17 protein-coding genes are annotated in these 18,601 nt (G+C 54.7%); 1 reads left to right on the top strand and 16 read right to left on the bottom strand.

The genetic code is table 11. The features are described from left to right. Nucleotides 1-2 precede the first annotated feature (2 nt). The 13 genes from wcaI to AB8846_RS20965 all read right to left on the bottom strand — a co-directional run bounded on the left by wcaI (nucleotide 3) and on the right by AB8846_RS20965 (nucleotide 12,792). Nucleotides 3-1,226 (bottom strand): colanic acid biosynthesis fucosyltransferase WcaI, encoded by a 1,224-nt coding sequence (wcaI, locus tag AB8846_RS21025; RefSeq protein WP_370733601.1) that lies wholly within the window; start codon nucleotides 1,224-1,226, stop codon nucleotides 3-5. Continuing rightward, nucleotides 1,223-1,702, bottom strand: a complete 480-nt coding sequence (locus AB8846_RS21020) for a GDP-mannose mannosyl hydrolase (RefSeq protein WP_023336270.1) — start codon at nucleotides 1,700-1,702, stop codon at nucleotides 1,223-1,225. The genes wcaI and AB8846_RS21020 overlap by 4 nt, the downstream gene beginning before the upstream one ends. A 2-nt stretch (nucleotides 1,703-1,704) precedes the next feature. Continuing rightward, nucleotides 1,705-2,670, bottom strand: a complete 966-nt coding sequence (locus tag AB8846_RS21015; RefSeq protein ID WP_013097874.1) for a GDP-L-fucose synthase — start codon at nucleotides 2,668-2,670, stop codon at nucleotides 1,705-1,707. Nucleotides 2,671-2,672: 2 nt separating this feature from the next. Then, a complete protein-coding gene (gene gmd / locus AB8846_RS21010; protein WP_063144525.1) occupies nucleotides 2,673-3,794 on the bottom strand; it encodes a GDP-mannose 4,6-dehydratase in 1,122 nt (373 codons plus the stop codon). Between the two features lie 24 nt (nucleotides 3,795-3,818). Continuing rightward, a complete protein-coding gene (wcaF, locus tag AB8846_RS21005) occupies nucleotides 3,819-4,367 on the bottom strand; it encodes a colanic acid biosynthesis acetyltransferase WcaF (protein WP_029742032.1) in 549 nt (182 codons plus the stop codon). Nucleotides 4,368-4,382: 15 nt separating this feature from the next. Beyond that, nucleotides 4,383-5,129: a colanic acid biosynthesis glycosyltransferase WcaE gene (wcaE, locus tag AB8846_RS21000; protein WP_370733600.1), complete on the bottom strand. Its 747-nt coding sequence runs from the start codon at nucleotides 5,127-5,129 to the stop codon at nucleotides 4,383-4,385. Nucleotides 5,130-5,145: 16 nt separating this feature from the next. After that, nucleotides 5,146-6,366 (bottom strand): colanic acid polymerase WcaD, encoded by a 1,221-nt coding sequence (gene wcaD / locus AB8846_RS20995; protein WP_063144527.1) that lies wholly within the window; start codon nucleotides 6,364-6,366, stop codon nucleotides 5,146-5,148. Further along, entirely contained in the window at nucleotides 6,341-7,558 is a 1,218-nt protein-coding gene (gene wcaC, locus AB8846_RS20990; protein WP_370733599.1) for a colanic acid biosynthesis glycosyltransferase WcaC, read from the bottom strand. Before wcaC ends, wcaD begins: the two co-directional genes overlap by 26 nt. Next, nucleotides 7,555-8,046 carry a colanic acid biosynthesis acetyltransferase WcaB gene (gene wcaB, locus AB8846_RS20985; protein ID WP_023312402.1) on the bottom strand — a complete coding sequence of 164 codons (492 nt, stop codon included), beginning with the start codon at nucleotides 8,044-8,046 and terminating at the stop codon, nucleotides 7,555-7,557. Before wcaB ends, wcaC begins: the two co-directional genes overlap by 4 nt. After that, nucleotides 8,046-8,888, bottom strand: a complete 843-nt coding sequence (gene wcaA / locus AB8846_RS20980; RefSeq protein ID WP_063144529.1) for a colanic acid biosynthesis glycosyltransferase WcaA — start codon at nucleotides 8,886-8,888, stop codon at nucleotides 8,046-8,048. The genes wcaB and wcaA overlap by 1 nt, the downstream gene beginning before the upstream one ends. A gap of 152 nt (nucleotides 8,889-9,040) precedes the next feature. Continuing rightward, nucleotides 9,041-11,203, bottom strand: coding sequence for a tyrosine-protein kinase Wzc (wzc, locus tag AB8846_RS20975; protein ID WP_063144530.1), 2,163 nt, complete (start codon nucleotides 11,201-11,203; stop codon nucleotides 9,041-9,043). Between the two features lie 2 nt (nucleotides 11,204-11,205). After that, the gene (gene wzb / locus AB8846_RS20970) at nucleotides 11,206-11,649 is read right to left on the bottom strand and encodes a low molecular weight protein-tyrosine-phosphatase Wzb (protein ID WP_063144531.1); all 444 of its coding nucleotides are present in this window, start codon (nucleotides 11,647-11,649) and stop codon (nucleotides 11,206-11,208) included. A gap of 6 nt (nucleotides 11,650-11,655) precedes the next feature. Beyond that, nucleotides 11,656-12,792 carry a polysaccharide export protein gene (locus tag AB8846_RS20965; protein ID WP_063144532.1) on the bottom strand — a complete coding sequence of 379 codons (1,137 nt, stop codon included), beginning with the start codon at nucleotides 12,790-12,792 and terminating at the stop codon, nucleotides 11,656-11,658. A 692-nt stretch (nucleotides 12,793-13,484) separates the two neighbouring features. On the opposite strand from AB8846_RS20965, the gene AB8846_RS20960 reads away from it, so the two are divergent. Then, entirely contained in the window at nucleotides 13,485-15,068 is a 1,584-nt protein-coding gene (locus AB8846_RS20960) for a TerC family protein (RefSeq protein WP_370733598.1), read from the top strand. A gap of 128 nt (nucleotides 15,069-15,196) precedes the next feature. On the opposite strand, the gene asmA is transcribed toward AB8846_RS20960, so the two are convergent. From asmA to udk, 3 genes are all read right to left on the bottom strand, one after another. After that, complete coding sequence (asmA, locus tag AB8846_RS20955; RefSeq protein ID WP_370733596.1) at nucleotides 15,197-17,047, bottom strand: outer membrane assembly protein AsmA; 1,851 nt, start codon at nucleotides 17,045-17,047, stop codon at nucleotides 15,197-15,199. Between the two features lie 22 nt (nucleotides 17,048-17,069). Further along, nucleotides 17,070-17,651, bottom strand: a complete 582-nt coding sequence (gene dcd / locus AB8846_RS20950) for a dCTP deaminase (RefSeq protein ID WP_023312408.1) — start codon at nucleotides 17,649-17,651, stop codon at nucleotides 17,070-17,072. Nucleotides 17,652-17,742: 91 nt separating this feature from the next. Continuing rightward, nucleotides 17,743-18,384 (bottom strand): uridine kinase, encoded by a 642-nt coding sequence (gene udk, locus AB8846_RS20945; RefSeq protein ID WP_063144535.1) that lies wholly within the window; start codon nucleotides 18,382-18,384, stop codon nucleotides 17,743-17,745. Nucleotides 18,385-18,601 lie beyond the last annotated feature (217 nt).

Raw genomic sequence — 18,601 nt, 5'->3', positions numbered from 1 at the left:
ATTTATCCCCGTATATCTGCAATAAATTGGCTCAGCACGTTCTCTTTTTCGAGCGTGCGTTCGGCATATTCACGTGCCACCGTGTTCACTTTTGGCATGGCAAGTGCCTTTTCAATTCCGGTCACCAGCGCCGGGACCGATTCCGGCTCCACGCACACGGCAATTCCCGGATAGCTGTCGCACAGCTGGCCTAATTCTGTTTCGGCTTCTGCCGTAATCACCGCGTTGCCGCCCACTGCCAGAATGTTGGTCAGCTTGGACGGCAGCACCGCATCCGCGGCGCCGCGTTTTTGCACCACCAGATGGCAGTCGCCCATCTTCAGCAGCGCAGGCAATGCCTCGTAAGACTGAAGCGGGAAAAATTTCACATTGGTCAGGCCGCGTTCGCCGGCCATTTTTTCCAGCCGCGCCTTTCCACCTCCCTGCCCGACAATCACAAACGTCCACGGATGTTTGCTAAGCTGCTGGGCAGCTTCAATCACGCTCTCCAGTCCCTGCTTTTCGCCGATGTTGCCTGAGTAAAGAATGATTTTTTGATCTTCAGGCAAACCGAGCTGCGCGCGCAGAGCCTGAGCGTCCTGCTCCGTCACGTCGCGAAAACGCGCCACTTCGGACCAGTTCGGGAAGAAAATCACCTTCCGGGCCGGAACGCCCTTCTCCTGCGCCTTGTTCATCATTGAGCGCGAGATCGTCGAGACGTAGTCCACGTTGTGTAAGCCGCTGCGCTCAAACGCGCTGGCGAGCTTCGCCACCTTGCCGCCCTTGCTTTTGCCTGCCATCCCCAGGCCCAGCATGGCGTCAACTTCGTAATCCTGAATGTGCAGCAACGTGCGCGCACCGGAGAGTTTGCCCAGCAGGCGCATGCCCGGCGTGCAAAACAGCGTCGGCACCACGCCGATGATGCGATCCGGCTTCCAGCGACGCTGCGCCATCAGCGGGAAAAAACTGCTCAGGGCAAAGCTGCCCAGATGAAGTAACCGTTTCAGCGTCGAGGGCTGCTTAGGGACATACAGCGGGCAGCGCCAGACGGTCGCTGCACCCTCTTCGCGACGGTAGCGCCAGCTTGAGTAGCGCTCCCCGACTTTCCACTCCGGGTAGTACGGCGGCGCGGTAATGACCCGCACGTCATGTCCCTGGCTCGCCATCCACTCGACCATCTCGCCGGTGTATTTCCCGATGCCGGTTAGCTCCGGCGAATAGTTGATTCCGTATACGAGGATCTTCATATGCCCGGCACCTCGGCCTGACGATCGGCCAGGAAATAGGCACGACTGTTGTCATGCACATTGTCGCTGGCCAGCAGCGCCTCTGGCGTCTGCCAGCGGTAGTCGTCATGCTGAGAATCAGGCAGACGCAGGTCTGCCTCACTCACCTTCAGGCGGAACCCCAGCACGATGTAGTGCGTGGTGAACCCGGTGCCTGAAAAGTTATCGTCATAGAAGTGCTGCCAGACCCCGTAAAACTGGCCCGCTGCCATCGGCAGCTGCAGGCCCAGTTCCGCCAGAGTGAGACGCTCAAACGCATCGCTCAGCGTCTCATCCTTCTGCACGCGCCCGCCGGGCACGAACCAGAAGCCCTGTGCAGGACGGTTGGTTCGTTTCCCCAGCAAGAACTCGCCGCGTTCGTTCTCCACGATCAAATCAATTGAGATGAGCGGAGTGGAACGCACTACCGTGGCAAAATCTTCCTGACTTAAAAACATCGTTACCCCCGGAAGCGGTGCTGGTTTTCCAGGAACCACTGGTAGGTACTGGCCAGCCCCTGCTCCAGTGACACCTCGTGATACCAGCCCAGCTGATGCAGACGGGTCACGTCCAGCAGTTTGCGCGGCGTGCCGTCCGGTTTCGTGGCGTCAAACACCACGCGGCCCTTGTAGCCCACCACCTGCGCGATGGTTTGCGCCAGCTCGCGAATGGTGCAGTCCACGCCGGTACCGACGTTGATGTGCGACAGCATCGGCTCGGTGTTCTCCTGCCACACTTCGCGATCCAGCTCCATCACGTGAATGCTGGCCGCAGCCATGTCGTCCACGTGAAGGAATTCACGCATTGGCGTACCGCTGCCCCACACCACCACGTCCGGCGCGTTCTCGGCGGTCGCCTCGTGGAAGCGGCGCAGCAGCGCCGGGATCACGTGCGAGTTGCTCGGGTGGAAGTTGTCGTGCGGTCCGTACAGGTTGGTCGGCATCACCGAACGATAGTCGCGGTTGTACTGACGGTTGTAGGACTCACACAGCTTGATCCCGGCAATTTTGGCAATCGCGTAAGGCTCGTTGGTCGCTTCCAGCGTGCCCTGCAGCAGTTCGCTTTCGGCGATCGGCTGTTTCGCCATTTTCGGGTAAATACAGGACGACCCGAGGAACAGCAGCTTATTCACGTTGTGCAGATGCGCCGCGTGAATGATGTTGCTCTCGATCATCATGTTTTCGTAGATGAAATCCGCCGGGTAGGTGTTGTTAGCGACAATGCCGCCCACCTTCGCCGCCGCCAGATACACCTGGTCAATACGTTCGTTAGCAAAGAAGTCCTGTACCGCACGGCTGTCGAGCAGGTTCAGCTCGTCGCGGGTGCGGACAACCACTTCGACGTCGCCGCGCTGTTCCAGCTGGCGAACAATCGCGGAACCCACCATTCCGCGATGACCGGCGACAAAAATACGTTGTTTTGTCATTCTCAGGACTCCAGCGCGATGGCAACCTCGTAGCCATGAGACTTGAGCAGAGAGTGTTTTTTCGCTGCTTCAAGATCTTTGGCTACCATCTCAGAGACCATCTCCTGCAGAGTGATTTCTGGTTTCCAGCCCAGCTTCTCGTGCGCTTTGGTTGGGTCGCCCAGCAGGGTTTCCACTTCAGCAGGACGGAAGTAGCGTGGGTCAACCTGCACAATCACGTCGCCAGGCTTCACGCCCGGAGCGTCGTGGCCGGTCACGGAAACCACGATACCTTTCTCTTCCACGCCGGTACCTTCGAAGCGCAGTTTGATGCCCAGCTGTGCCGCGGCCATTTCAACGAACTGACGTACGGAGTACTGCACGCCGGTCGCAATGACGAAGTCTTCTGGCTGTTCCTGCTGCAGCATCATCCACTGCATTTTCACGTAGTCTTTGGCATGGCCCCAGTCACGCAGGGAATCCATGTTGCCGAGGTGCAGGCAAGACTCCAGACCCTGCGCGATGTTGGCGATAGCGCGGGTAATTTTGCGGGTGACGAAGGTTTCGCCGCGACGTGGTGATTCGTGGTTGAACAGGATGCCGTTACAGGCGTACATGCCGTAGGATTCACGGTAGTTCACGGTGATCCAGTAGGCGTACAGTTTTGCTACCGCATACGGAGAGCGCGGGTAGAACGGCGTGGTCTCTTTCTGTGGGATTTCCTGCACCAGACCGTACAGCTCAGAGGTGGATGCCTGGTAGAAGCGCGTTTTCTTCTCAAGGCCGAGGAAGCGAATCGCTTCCAGCAGACGCAGCGTACCCATGGCATCAACGTCGGCGGTATATTCCGGGGATTCGAAGGAGACCGCAACGTGGCTCATCGCGCCCAGGTTGTACACTTCATCCGGCTGTACTTCCTGCAGAATACGGGTCAGGTTGGAGGAGTCCGTCAGATCGCCGTAATGCAGATGGAATTTCGGGTTCGCGGAGTGAGGATCCTGATAGATATGGTCAACACGCTCGGTGTTGAAAGAAGATGCACGACGTTTAATACCGTGCACTTCATAACCTTTTTCCAGCAGTAACTCTGCCAGGTAAGAACCATCCTGCCCGGTAACGCCGGTGATGAGAGCGACTTTAGACATGTTTATATTCCTCTACTTATGAATTTAATCAGTTTCAACGCGTTCGCGTATCACCACTGCGGGGTTGCCACGGCAAATTTTATTTGCCGGTAGCGATTTAAAAACGCTGCTGCGGGCACCGACTACCGTGCCATCGCCAACAGAAACACCCGGTGCAACAAAAACATCCGTTGCCAGCCAGCATTTTTCACCGATCGCAATAGGCGAAGCGGTAATATCAAAATGCTGACTCATAAAATCGTGGCTGCCGGTGCACAAATAGCATTTCTGTGAAACCACCGAATTTGCGCCAATCGTAATTTCGCCCAAGGTATATAACACCGCGTCATCCCCAACCCATGCGTAATCCCCAAGCGTTAATTTCCACGGATAGGTAATTTTCACAGAGGGTCGGATGACTACGTTTTTTCCTATTTTTGCGCCAAACAGGCGCAATAAAAAGGCACGCCAGCGGTACAGTATTTGAGGCGACCAAGCAAATAACGTTGCCTGAACGGCCCACCACAGCTGTACCTTAATACCGTTTCCGCCCCGAAAGCCTTTCGGCACGGAGAAACCTTTCAGATCCTGCATTGCGTTTCCTTATATTCAGGCTTTGTTATATAAGGTTTTTGTTTTGCCCGTGGTCCGCAGGCGCAATAAATAAGACAATTCTGCCCAGAGCCCCGGCACGCGTAATATTTTACGCTGTACGTTTTTGGCATCCCGGCACAATTCCAGATTATTCGACGTTGATACGCCGCCCATTGAAAATTCAGACACCAGCCCTTTAATTCGACGGAACGGGTAACCTGACTTATACAAATTGGCAGCCAGCGCATAATCCGAAGACACTTTATACTGCAAATCGTAAGGCTGTTTTTTCAGACCTTTTACCGGGAAGAAAATGGCCTGATGGCTGGCCGGCAAGCTGTGATAGATATACCAGCCTGGCTTCGCGCTGCGGCACACTTTATGTCCGTCGCCAAAATCGAGCAGCGCATCGCCAATATACATGGCGTCCTCTTTCTGGCGAGCCAGCTGACGGGCAAATAGCGCCACGTCATCATGGAAAATGTCGCCCGAATTCAGGAAGATGGCATAACGGCCTTGCGCCATGTTAATGCCTTTATTCATCGCATCGTAGATGCCTTTATCTTTCTCGCTGATGTAGCGTAAGTTGAACTCACCGTTGAGTTTTTCCAGAAACTCCGCCGTGCCATCGTTCGAGCCGCCGTCGACCACAATCCACTCAAAGGTGAGGCTTGGATCGCGCGCCAGGTTGCGCAGCGAGCGCCAGGTTTTTACCACCCCTTCGTAATTACGAAAAGCGACAGTAATGACGCTAAGAAACATAAATCACCTCATTTCGTCATGCGTTCGTAATATTAAGCGCTTTGCGCAGAATAAACGGACAGACAATCAAGAAAGCATATTCCGGGCTAAATATTGACCCGGTAAAAAACAGCGACACCGGAGTAAACAGATAAAGCTGAACGCGAAAATTCTGGTTATCACCAAACGCGTTAATCATCATTTTGAAAACTTTAAACAGATACCACAGGGTCAACAGTACGGCGAACCACGAAAAATAAATAATTAACAGATACAGACCATTGTCTATGGTTTTACCGACATCCGCACCGTTAAAGATTCCGAATGATGCAACATATTCGTAAAGTGAGCCGAATCTTACTACACCATCAATATGGGTTAAGGAATAACCCACCATCACCAGTGGCCCAATGATGCGATAATAGGACGATGACCCTTCCGTTCCCAAATCCCCCAGACGTTCTGAGATGTACGGGAAAGCAAATATCACGCCTACCATAAACACCGTCAGAGAGATAATCGCCAGCGGCAGTTTTTTCTTAATCGCATCTTTGTTCAGGTACTGGAACGCCCACTCCAGCAGGTAAAACAGGATAAATGTCATTACCCCTGAGAACGATCCAGACAGAACAATTCCTGCAAGAATCATAGCATCGGTCTTAGGCGTTTTGATACCAAACTGTTTGATGCTGAGCCAAATTGAGATTAACGCCAGAGCGAAAAACGCCGGTTCAAAATAGAGGGCCGTAGTACGCTTCCCGCCAAACTTGATGAAGTTCAATACATAGCTGTTACTGTAAATGAGATATTTCGAAATTATCTCCATCAGGCTGCTGCCACCGGTCAGAATAATTTGCGCCATCTCCAGCGCGGCAAGCATAACAATTAACGCAACGGCAATATAAAAGAACCTAAGGATTTTCCGATAATTGTGCGGAGAAATAGTTTTAAACCGAATACTCCAGACCATTCCGATAATAATAACAATATAAACAAACAGCATGGTCGACGTAACGTATTTACTGGCATCCAGCGACTGGCCAAAGATGTAGTTAAACAGCGTCAGGCCCGTGCCCAGCCCCAGGGCAATCATCAGCTTCTTCAGGTTGATTTTATCGACATACAGCAGAAGCAGAACGGGCAAGAAGGTCACGATGGTTATCGGGAAGCTTTCGCCGAGCTGGGCAATTTTTACGTTGACCAGCAGGTAGATCAGCGGCAGCAGCAGATAACTACAGATTCTGATAGAACGAGACATATTCCTCCAGCATCTGTTGTCCACTGTAGGCCTTGCGGCTGCGGTTGCGGAACGATTCCAGGTCAGTGCCAAAAACGATCTCAGCAATCTGCGCCTTCGGCAGCTGCACCAGGGGCAGGACCTCCTGCTCCGTGAAGGTTTTCCCGCCGGACTTTTCCAGCACTTCACGTGCCGCATCGCTGTGGGTGGCAATCACCGGCACGCCGATTGAGAGCGCTTCGCACAGGATCAGCGGGTAGTTATCCACGCGGGAGCTGAACACCAGCGCGTCCATTTCATTTAGCGCGCTCATCAGCTTGCGCTTGTCGGTTTCAAACCCGTGGTTCACCACGTTGGCCCCTTCAAACGGTGAAAACTTGCCGAAGGTGTGAAGCTCTATTTTGTCCCCCAGCGCCATCATGTCGCGCACCAGCTGCTGGTTGGTTTTGCCGTCGTAACGCAGGTCATGCGCAACGATAGCGATTTTCGGTTTGCCTGCGGTTTCCGCCACCGGGGTCAGCTCGGCAAGAATGGCTTCCGTCGCCACGTCGATGCCGTTGTTGATAATCTGACAGCGCCCCGCCCCGTACAGGCTGTTGAAGGCATCGGCCACGTGCTGGCTTGGAGAGATAAACGTACAGCCGAGCGAGAGCATGTCGCGGAACAGCTGACGCTTTCCGGCGACCAGCCGGTGCGCGCGATCCACCTTGACCGGCGGGTAGTTGCTTAACGTCGGGCACTTCTGGCAGTTATCTTTCCAGCCTTCGCAGCCGTCGGTAAACGCGCAGCGCCCGGTCACGCTCCAGTGATCGTGCAGCGTCCAGACAAAGCGGGTATCGGGCTTGTGGGCCTGCACCTTCTGACAAAACGCCACCACCTCTTCCAGATTCAGCCAGTAGCTGTGCAGCACGTGAAAATGCAGCACAACCGGGCCCGTGGTGCGGGTAACCGTGCGGTAAAGCGTGTTCAGGTTGCCAAAAAGATCGCGGTTAAACAGGCGGAACAGCGCAATGTTGGCAATCGAGGTCAGACGCGGCGTGTGCTTGTGCACCTGCGGGAAGTTATCGTGGCTGACGCTTTTCTTGCCGCCTTTGCCGTAGCCGTAAATAAAACGAGACTGAAGTCCTTTTTGCAGCGCGCGCTGGTGAAGATCCAGGGCCACGCCTGCCGCTCCGCCTTCTGCGAGGCGTACGTTAAATTGCAGAATGTTCATTTAATCACCTTCACGCGGGCTTTTTCTCCCACCACCAGCGCGTTATCCGGAATGCTGTCCAGCACCACGCTGCCAGCACCAATCGTGACGTTATTGCCAATCGTAATGTCACCGATAATCACCACGTTCGCCCCCAGCTCGACGTTATTGCCGATGACCGGGCAGGCCAGGCTGTCAGGCCCACGGTTGCCGATGGTGACCGCATGACGAATGGTGAAATCGTCCCCGGCGACCACGAACTTGTTAATCACCACCGCATAGCCGTGATGGATGGTAAAGCGTCGACCGATGGTGGCAGCGGCCTGAATTTCATAGCCAAAAAAACATTCGGTGATGATGCGGTATAGCACCAGCACGGGTGCCGCCCAGATATTGTTCAGCACGTTTTTCTTACGCCACACCGAGCAAAAGTGCGCGATGCGGTACGCCAGAACCATGCAGCACGGGCGCAGGCTCCAGCTGTTAGCGCGGCAATCTTCCAGAAACATTATTTCCCCCGAAGCCCGTCAGCCAGGCGCTTGCCGTTACGCACGGACAGCAGCGTCAGCAGCGTGCGCCAGTTCATGCGCTTATTGCGGATCTGATAGAGGGTAAAGAGCTGATATTTACGGCTGGCACGGTCAAACTTGTCCTTGTGCTTGCGGTAAAAATGGAAGTAGCCGGAGAACTTCTTCGGCGAGGAGGTGATTTGCATCTCCCCGTGGTTGATGTGCAGGATCTGCGTGGCCTCTTCCACTTTCCACGGCTCGCCGTATTCCACCACCATGCGCAGGAAGATGTCGTAATCCTGCGCGGCCTTGAGTTCGGTATCGAACAGGCACTCTTTGAAACGCCACGCCCAGGTGAAGACCTGGTTACCAATGATGTTGCGCTTGTAGAACAGGCGGCGAGAGTACGGTGATTTCGGATACAGCGGCAGGCTCGCGGGCTGGGAGTACACCTCCCCCTGACAGACATAATCGTTGGCATACAGGAAAGCGTGCGTAACCAGCTGTTCTTTATGCGACAGGAAGATAGACAGGCGGTTCGGCGTCCATTCGTCATCGTCGTCGATCCCGGTCAGATACTCCCCTTTGGCCTGCAAAATCGCCTGATTACGCACCGCACATGCGCCGGAGTTAATGGCGTTATGCGTATAGACCACCCGCGGGTCGTTGAGGTCAGTCACAAACTTTTGCAGCTGTTCATACGAGGAAGAGCAGTCATCAACGATGATCAGCTCCCAGTTATCGTAATCCTGTCGCAGGACGGATTTGATTGCGCGGATCGCCAGCTGCTGACGATTCCATGTCGGCATATAGATTGAAACTAAAGGGCGTTGTGTGGTCATTTTTTCCCCTCACCCCGGCCCTCTCCCCAAAGGGGAGAGGGTGAAAGGCAGCCAGTGGTTATCATTACGTTCGTCCCCCAAATCCAGCACCGAACAGTCCCCCTCTCCCCTTTGGGGAGAGGGTTAGGGTGAGGGGTATGGGGTGTGTTTTATTATTTACTGTCAGACTTATATTCGTACTCGTAATACCCGTAATCCTGGTACCCGGTCGCGCGGCGGAAGATGGAGTTCAGGATCACCCCTTTCACCTCAATGCCGTTCTGCTCGAAGCGGCTCAGGCTGGTTTCCACCTCTTTCAGGGTGTTCACCGCGTAACGCGCCACCATCAGCGTGGTGCCAGCGTGGCGGCCAACAACGGCCGCGTCGGTCACGGCCAGAATTGGCGGCGTATCGATCAGCACCAGGTCGTAATTTTTGCTCGCCCACTCCACCAGCTCGGTGAAGCGTTCACTCATCAGCAGCTCGGACGGGTTAGGCGGCACCTGACCGCGTGGGATCAGGTCAAACTTCGGCACCGTTGTAGGTTTCGCGCTCTGGCTGATTTCGCCTTTGCCGAGCAGGATTTCCGACAGACCGTTGACGTTGTTGGTACCCAGCAGCTCGTGGGTGTAGCCCTTGCGCATATCGCAGTCGATCAGCAGCACGCGCTTGTTGGTCTGGCTGACCACTGCCGCCAGGTTGGCGCAGACGAAGGTTTTACCGATTGACGGGCTAACACCGGTCAACATCAGGACGTTGTTTTTGGCCTGCATCATGGCGAAGTGCAGACTGGTACGCAGGCTACGGATCGCTTCGATAGCGAGGTCGGTCGGGTTACCCACCGCCAGAAGCTGGCTCTGTTTGTAACGCTTAACGCCCTTGATGGTTTTGACGCTGTCACGGGATTTTTGCCACTCGGACAGCGGAATGCTGGCATAGACGTTGATACCGCTCTCTTCCAGCGCCTGCGGGCTTTCGATTCCGCGGTTGAACAGCGAACGCAGCAGCACGCCCACGATGGAGAGCATCAGGCCGAGAATAATGCTGCCGAGAATAATCAGCGCTTTCTTCGGCTTCAGCACGCCAGGCTGGGTAATGGCCGGGTCGACGATGCGCACGTCGCCCACGGTACTGGCTTCGGTGATTTTCAGCTCCTGCTGCTTGTTCAGCAGCTGCATGTAAACCTGCTGTCCGGACTCCACGTCGCGGGTCAGACGCACGATCTCCTGCTGCGTTTTCGGCATCGCGGTCACGCGGTCATTGAGCTTCGCCTTCTCCTCTTCCAGGGTACGGCGTTTTTCCAGCAGCGTGCGGTAGGCCGGGTGACGTTTGGTATAAAGCTTGGAAATCTCCGCCTCTTTGAAGGTCAGCTCGTTGAGCTGCGCATCAATGTTGACCATCGAATCGAGGACCGATTTCGCCTCCAGCGGCAGATCAACGGAGTCTTTGTCCTGACGATAGGCGTTCAGCTTGTTCTCGGCGTCATCCAGATGGGCGCGCACTTCCGGGAGCTGTTTCGCGAGGAAGGCCAGGCTTTTCGCCGCTTCCGCCGACTTACGCTCAACGTTCTGCTCAAGATAGTTGCGGGTAATGCTGTTCAGGATGTCGCGGATTTGATCCTTATCTTCACCGGTAAAGGTCATGCTCAGCACGCCGGTGTCCTTACCGTTTTCGGTGACGGTCAGGTTGTTTTGCAGATTGTTGATCATCCCCAGCGTGGAGAATTTGGTGACGGTGAATTCACCGCCCTCCTGGGCGTTAATCGCGCTGACCATCATGCTGACGCCGTCTTTGGTCAGCATCTGCCCCACCTCACCGCGCGCGCTAAAACCTGCGTCGCTGGTTAACTGGTACTGTTTCGGGCCAAGCACCGTCAGGGTAAACGTCTGATCGGCAGCCCCTTTTGGCAGCACGAAGTCGGTGACTTTAACCGTGTCATTGCTTCGCCCCATCAGACGATCCCAGCCGGCACCAAAGACCGGGAAGGTATTTTTGGTGACGGAAATATCGAGCCCGAGGTCGTGAACCGTTTTACCCAGCACCAGACGTGACTGGATAAGCTGAATTTCGGCGTCGGATGCCGGCGGTTTGTTCGCCAGCGCGGAACCGATGTCCTGCACCAGCGAGTTGCCGGTATTCTGCTCGATCTGCACCAGCGCGTCGGCGCTGTAGATAGGTGTGGCGAACAGCGTATAGACGACGGCCGCCGCGGCAAACACGGCGGTTATGCCAAGCACCCACCACTTTGCCTCTACAACAGTGCCGACCAGGCGCCCAATATCAATTTCATCACTGCCCGAAGTCGGGGCGGCAGAAGGTCTTGTTTTTTCTGTCATTGTTATCCCTGCTGAACTTTCAGTGCCTGCGCCCACTGTTGGGCAGACTGGTCAAGTAAGGTGTAAACCGCCTCAAAGGCCTCATGGCTTTTGCGATACGGATCGGGGATTTCACGTTCATTGTCCCAGTGACCAAACAGCATCACCTTGCCGCGCATCTCCGGAGCGATATCGCACAGCGCATGAATATGGCGTTTTTCCATCGTCAGGATCAGGTCATACTCCCGGCACATGCGGCCAGTGACCTGGCGGGCCACGTGGCCGTCGAGGGAAAGGTTATGGTCCCGCGCCACGCTCGTCGCGCGTTCATCAGCGCCTTTACCGACCAGTGCACCCAGCCCTGCCGAATCAACGGTCAGTTCGGGCTGGTAGTGTTTCAACAACCGTTCAGCCGTAGGGGAACGGCAAATGTTCCCCACGCATACCACCAGAATTTTGTTAAACATCGCGGATTACCAGGTATGAATGTCGCGCGCCGTATCCGTCATGTAGCGAACGCCACTGATGGTTGGCAGCAACTGGTTGATCAGACGGTTCCAGCGGGCAACCGGCGCGGTGGTGACGTACACCACATCGTATGGCTGGAGACGGAACTCCGTTGCCATCACCAGAGAGGTCGCATCGGACATATCCAGCTGGTAGATGTTGGCGATCTTGCCTTTCGTACCCTCGCCTTTCAGCGGACGGATAACGAAGATACCGCTGGCGTTCGACGAGGTCAGGTCGATGCCTTCCGCATTGCCCAGCGCTTCGGTCAGGGTCATACCGCTGAAGTCCATTTTGAGGGTGCTCTGTTTCTTCACTTCACCCATCACGAACACTTTCAGATCGTCGTTGCGCGGCACGTAGAGAATGTCGCCCGGATAGAGCAGACGGTTCTGGGTCAGATCGCCGTTTTGCATCAGCGCCTGCAGCGAAATGCGCTGCTCTTTGCCTTCGTGGGTCAGCACGACGTTGCGCCAGTCTGCGCCGTCGGTTAACCCGCCCGCGGCGTTAATGGCATCCAGTACGGTCAGAGGAACGTTGGTGATGGCCTGCTGGCCGGATTTGTTCACCTGGCCGGAGATATAGGCTTTTTGCGAGCGGAATGCGGCGATATTAACGTCCACCTGCGGATCGGCGATGTACTGCGCTAAGCGGCCGGTAATATCACTACGGATCTCGGCAAGCGTTTTCCCCACAACATGAACTTTACCAATGTAGGGATAGAACATGGTGCCATCTGACTGCACCCAGTTACCGGTGTCGCTTGAGCTGCGGTACTGGCCCGCTGGCGTGGTCAGTTCTGGGTGGTCCCAGACGGTCACGTTGATCACGTCACCCGGCCCCACGCGGTACTGGTAGGAGGCAATTTCCTGGTCCAGCGACATATTCGGCTGGGCAACATTCGGTCGTGGACGTAATTGTTCGACCAGACGAGGCGTAAGTGGATAAACATTCACCATTTTGTCGAGATCAAAATCGGCATCCTGTTGCTTGATCACATCCTTACCCATTGTTGACATATTGCTGCCGGGAAAGACCGTGCAACCACTCATCAAGGTCACAGACACCAATAATGGCATCAATTTCATTTTGGATTTCATCATTGATTATTTATCACTTTGGCAGAGTAATTATCCTGTGCAATTTAAATAAGCTCGGGTCGTATTGGGTTTCAGCATGCAGTTAATCAAATAGAAATATAACTGGCATCAGTCCTAAAAAAAGCTTATTCATCCATTGGCTATTGACAGAATAATCGAGGCTCATTCACACGCTTTCAGGCACGCTACCGCCCTTGGCTTTCAGTTACCAATCCACTGACTAAACAATGTGTTATGGATAGACACCCTCTTGAGCAAGGTCTTCAGGAAATATATCAGTCGCTTGAGAAAGCTGACGGATAATGAATAACCATCCCTGAAGACCGAACAAAAATAGCAACACCGAGATTTAACATTTGATGCTGGGAGAATTGTTGCAGCTAACCTAATAGCAGGCAAGGAGACAACTGTCCTAATATCAGTTTTTAAGATTAATATTAAGAGCAAATTTTTGACCTTTTAGGATTTTCTTTATATTGACAAAAAGAAACCAAAAACCATTAGCTGCGATATATCCTAAAATGCTTTCCTTGTAATTAAATATACGTATTTCGCTTATTTACACCCCGTTGAGAATGCTCTCTTTTTTAACCGTCGTATTAAGAGAAATCTCAGCCCGGCATTGCAATTTCCCCCAGCTTTATCCATGATCGAAGTGTGACATTCGTCATATAACAGAAGGTATTGCTATTACTATGGAATGGATTGCCGATCCCTCAATCTGGGCCGGGCTGGTTACGCTGGTCGTCATCGAGTTAGTGCTCGGGATTGATAATCTGGTCTTTATCGCCATCCTCGCTGAAAAACTTCCCCCTTCCCAGCGCGACCGCGCGCGCGTGACGGGTCTGCTGCTGGCGATGGTGATGAGGTTACTGCTGCTGGCCTCTATCTCCTGGCTGGTCACGCTGACTCAGCCTCTGTTCTCCCTTCACGGTCTGAGTTTTAGCGCCCGCGATCTCATCATGCTCTTCGGCGGGTTGTTCCTGCTGTTCAAAGCCACGGTGGAACTCAACGAGCGGCTGGAAGGCAAAGACAGCGAGAACCCAACCCAGCGCCGCGGGGCGAAATTCTGGCCGGTAGTGGCGCAAATCGTGGTGCTGGATGCGGTCTTCTCCCTGGACTCGGTGATCACCGCCGTCGGGATGGTGGACCACCTTGCGGTGATGATGGCCGCGGTAATTATTGCCATCACGCTGATGGTGATGGCCAGCAAGGCGCTGACCCGCTTTGTGAACAGTCACCCGACCATCGTGATCCTCTGTCTGAGCTTCCTGCTGATGATTGGCTTTAGCCTGGTGGCCGACGGTTTTGGCTTCCATATTCCGAAAGGCTACCTGTACGCCGCCATCGGGTTCTCCGTGATGATTGAAGCGCTTAACCAGCTGGCGATATTTAACCGCCGCCGCTTCCTTTCCGCAAATCAGACCCTGCGTCAGCGCACGGCCGACACGGTTATGCGCCTGTTAAGCGGTAAGAAAGAGGATGCGGAGCTGGACGCCGCATCCTCCGCCATGCTCGCCGATCACAGCGACGGGCTGATCTTCGACCCGCAGGAACGACGAATGATCGAGCGGGTGCTCAATCTGAATCAGCGGACGGTCAGCAGCATCATGACCTCACGGCATGACATTGAACATGTCGACCTGACGGCGCCGGAAGAGCAAATTCGCGCCCTGCTGGATAAAAACCAGCACACACGCGTGGTGGTGACCGGCGGTGAAGAGGAAGAGGAGCTGCTGGGCGTGGTGCACGTTATTGACCTTCTCCAGCAGCAGCTTCACGGCGAGCCGCTCAATCTGCGCGCCCTGGTACGCCAGCCGCTGGTTTTCCCGGAGGGGCTACCGCTGCTTTCTGCCCTTGAGCAATTCCGCAACGCGCGCACCCACTTTGCCTTTGTAGTGGATGAGTTTGGTTCGGTGGAAGGACTGGTCACGCTCAGCGACGTGATGGAAACCATCGCCGGCAATCTGCCAAACGAGGTAGATGAGATTGACGCTCGCCATGATATTCAGAAAAACGCAGACGGTTCGTGGACGGCTAACGGCCATATGCCGCTTGAAGACCTGGTGCAATTTGTGCCGCTACCGCTGGATGAAAAACGGGAATATCACACCATTGCCGGTCTGCTGATGGAGTATTTACAGCGAATTCCGCAGCCGGGGGAAGAGGTTCAGGTGGGGGACTATCTGCTGAAAACCCTGCAAATCGAAAACCATCGCGTGCAGAAGGTTCAGCTCATTCCGCTGCGGGATGAGGAAGAACTGGATTTTGAGGTGTAAAAAAAGCCGGGTGGCGATGCGCTTACCCGGCCTACGACGTCAGGCTTTTGTTGGCCGCCCACCCGGCACAACGGCGTCAGGCTTTTGTAGGCCGGGTCAGGCGAAGCCGCCACCCGGCACAACAGGCATCAAAGCTTATCCAGCAGCTTCTTCACATCCTTGCCATCCTGTGAATCTTTATTACGATCCGCCCAGCCGCTAAGCCGACGTTTCGCTTCGTCCTGCAGATGCTTACGCAGGATCTGATCCACCTGGAGGCTGTAATTCAGGGCCTGCCATTTGCCGTATACGGTCAGCGGGACCGGCGTCTCTTTCAGGAAGTCGATGAACTTGCTTTCACCCTGCCAGCCGGAAAGTACCTGCACGTTAAAGCGCGTGTCCGCCGTCTCTTTCACCAGATCCAGCTTACCTTTACCCGTCATTGATAAGAGTGAAGAGGTACCCTGCATTCCGTCGAGGGAGAGTTGTCCGTTGTCCAGCGTCAGGTCCGCGGTGAAGCTGTCGAGGCGCGTGGCGCTGTCGTAGTTTTCCTGGGCTTTCACATCGCTGCTGCGCTCGACCGCCTGCTGCACCAGCTGCTGGAAGTTAAGCCCTTCCATACGGGAGTTTTTCAGATCAAGATGCGCCTGCCCCTGCCATTCGCGGCGGAAAGCATCGGCATCAATTTTCGTGCCTGAGAAGTCACCCGCAAGCGTCAGCTGCCCCGTCAGGGATATCGGATAGTTAAACGCTTTCAGGATGGTGCCTATCTCAACATTGTCGAGACGCGGCTGGAATTCGGCGCTGGCAACGTCTTTACGGACATCCAGCGTGCCGGGCAGCGAGAGGTTCCCTGCGCCCATCTTACCGCTCAGTTCGGAGATCACCAGCAAACCGTTACGGTTAAACATCTGGCTGCTCACGTCGGTAAAATCAATGCCGCGCCAGCGCAGGCTATTGGCCTTCAGCAGGATATCCGCCGTGAATCCGCGCAGGGCGTTATAGTCAGGCTGATCAAGATTCGACGAGATAACCGGACGCGATACCGGTGCCTGGCTTTGCCCCGTTTGCGCGGCATCGCTGTCCGTGGCGCTGGCTGGCAGAGGTGGCAGCAGGTTTTCCAGGTTGAGCTTGTCAAACTGCAGATTCAGTACCCACTTCGGCTTCTCTTCGAGCGTGACGCTCGCCTGCCCCTTCAGGCTACTGTCATTTGCCTGCAGGTTGAGATTATCCAGCTCCAGCTGCTTCTGTTCTTCGCGCCACACGGCCTGCAGCGTTCCCTGCCCGGCGATCCCCTGGGTGGGAAGATCGGCTCCCGTCAGCTGCCAGTCCAGCTGCTGGACGTCGGCCGTAAGCTGATGCGGATAGTCTGAGGCGTTGACGCTGGCATTCAGCGACAGGGTCAAATCGCGCTGATCGCGATTGATGCGCCCGCTAAACTCCACCGACGCAAGATGGTGAGCATCCTGTTCCATCTGCAGGTTAATGTTGCGAACGGTCACCTGCTCTTGGTGCTCATGCTGGAAAACCAACACGCTATCGGCAACTTTCAGCTTGCCGATATCAAAGGACCAGCCTGTATCAGACGGTTCATCAGGCAGGGTATTTTCGCGCGGGGCAACCGGCGCATTCGCATCTCGCACGGCTTCGGTTTGCGGGGTGAGCTGAATCACCGCGCCTTTCAGCATCACCTGTTTAACCTGCAGCTGATGGGAAATGAGCGGGATCAGCGCCACATCAAGGCGCATGTTGTCTGCGGACACCAGCGGCTGGGACGCCCCTGGCGCCGTGAGCGACATGCGGCCAGAGAGAATGCTGAGCTGCGGCCAGACGTGCCAGCGTAGCGGCCCGTCAAGCTTCAGTTGATAACCACTGCGTGCCTCGACCTGCCGCACCATGTAAGCGCGGAAATCGTTGGGGTTAACCAGCAGAACCAACGCCGAAAGGCCAGCCACCAGCACCACCAGCAAAATCATCAGCGTTGTCAGAACTCTTCTCATGGCATCCTCAATGGGCTAACGATCAGTCTTTATCAATACGGCTGGCAACCGCGCCCTGCTGGTCGCGATATTTTGCGTCCTGCCGACGGTTATAAGGACGATCTGCCGGGCCTGACAGCGGTTCAAAGCTTAACGCACCGATCATCATGCCCGGACGCAGCGCCAGCGGCAATTTACCAGCATTGAAGAATTCCAGCACGATACGCCCCGACCAGCCGGGATCGATACGGTGCGCGGTTACGTGAACCATCAGCCCCAGTCGCGCCAGCGAAGAACGGCCATCAAGCCAGCCGACCAGGTCAGGAGGCAGGGTGACGGATTCAAACGTCACCGCCAGGGCCAGCTCACCCGGATGCAGATAAAAGGCTTCGCCCTCGTCGATAACGATTTCGTCGCTCATCACGCGATCGAGCGCGGCGCTGACTTCGTCCTTCGGCCCGCTAAGATCAATGAACGGTGCGGTATGACCGCTAAATGTGCGGAATTTATTGCCTAACCGTACATCAACGGTCACACCATTGATACGCTCAACAGGTGGACGTGGGGTAATAGACAAACGGCCTTCATCCAGCCAGGCTTCTATATCGCGATCGCAAAGACGCACGGCACTTTCTCCTTTCATGCATCGTACCCTGAGGCGGTAAGCGCTCAGGGTAAAACCAGGTTATCTCTGAACGGTACACAATTAACGCGGCTTATTCAAAAAACTGGCTGATTTTCGCTTTTAAGATATCAATAGCAATGCGATTTTTACCTCCGCGCGGCACGATGATATCGGCGTATTGTTTGGAGGGTTCAATAAACTGCAGGAACATCGGGCGAACCGTCTTCTGGTATTGCGCCATGACGGAGTCCATCGAACGGCCGCGTTCGTTCACGTCACGCTTGATGCGGCGCATCAGGCAGATATCCAGCGGGGTATCGACGAAAATCGAGAAGTTCATGGATTCACGCAGGCGGGCGTCGGTCAGCAGCAGGATGCCTTCAAGGATAATGACCTTTTTCGGCTCGATGCGGATGGTTTCCTGAGTGCGGGTGTGTTCTACGTAACTGTAAACGGGCAGCTCGATCGCATTGCCGCTCTTAAGCGCTTCTAAATGCTGGAACAGCAAGCTGTGATCCATCGCATTGGGGTGGTCATAGTTGGTTTTGACGCGTTCTTCCATCGACAGATGGGATTGATCTTTGTAATAGCTGTCTTCGGGAATGACGCCGATATGCTCATCACCTACTTGTTCACGCAGTTCGCGATAAAGCGTACTGGCAATTAGACTTTTACCTGAAGCCGATGCGCCGGCGATGCCTATAATGACGCACTGATGAGACTTATCAGTCATAAATTTAGCGACCTGATTAACCTGGATGTTAAGGAAGGGCGACGCCGGAGCGTCAAACGCGGCAATTATAGGGATTTCGCGGGCGTGATACCAGTCGAATGCACAGGTTCTGCGAGACTGGCTGAAAAGTGGCGTTTTATTCCCTGAGTGAAATTTAAATGAACGTTTTTTCAGCGTTTAAGCGTTTTTTTTCCCGGAGTCTCTATTTAATAAGTCT

Origin of the sequence: Enterobacter sp. KB-221C9, assembly GCF_041320715.1 — a bacterium.
GTDB lineage: Bacteria > Pseudomonadota > Gammaproteobacteria > Enterobacterales > Enterobacteriaceae > Enterobacter > Enterobacter asburiae_D.
The sequence above is the reverse complement of the archived record's forward strand: the minus strand, read 5'-3'. Positions and strand labels throughout refer to the sequence as shown.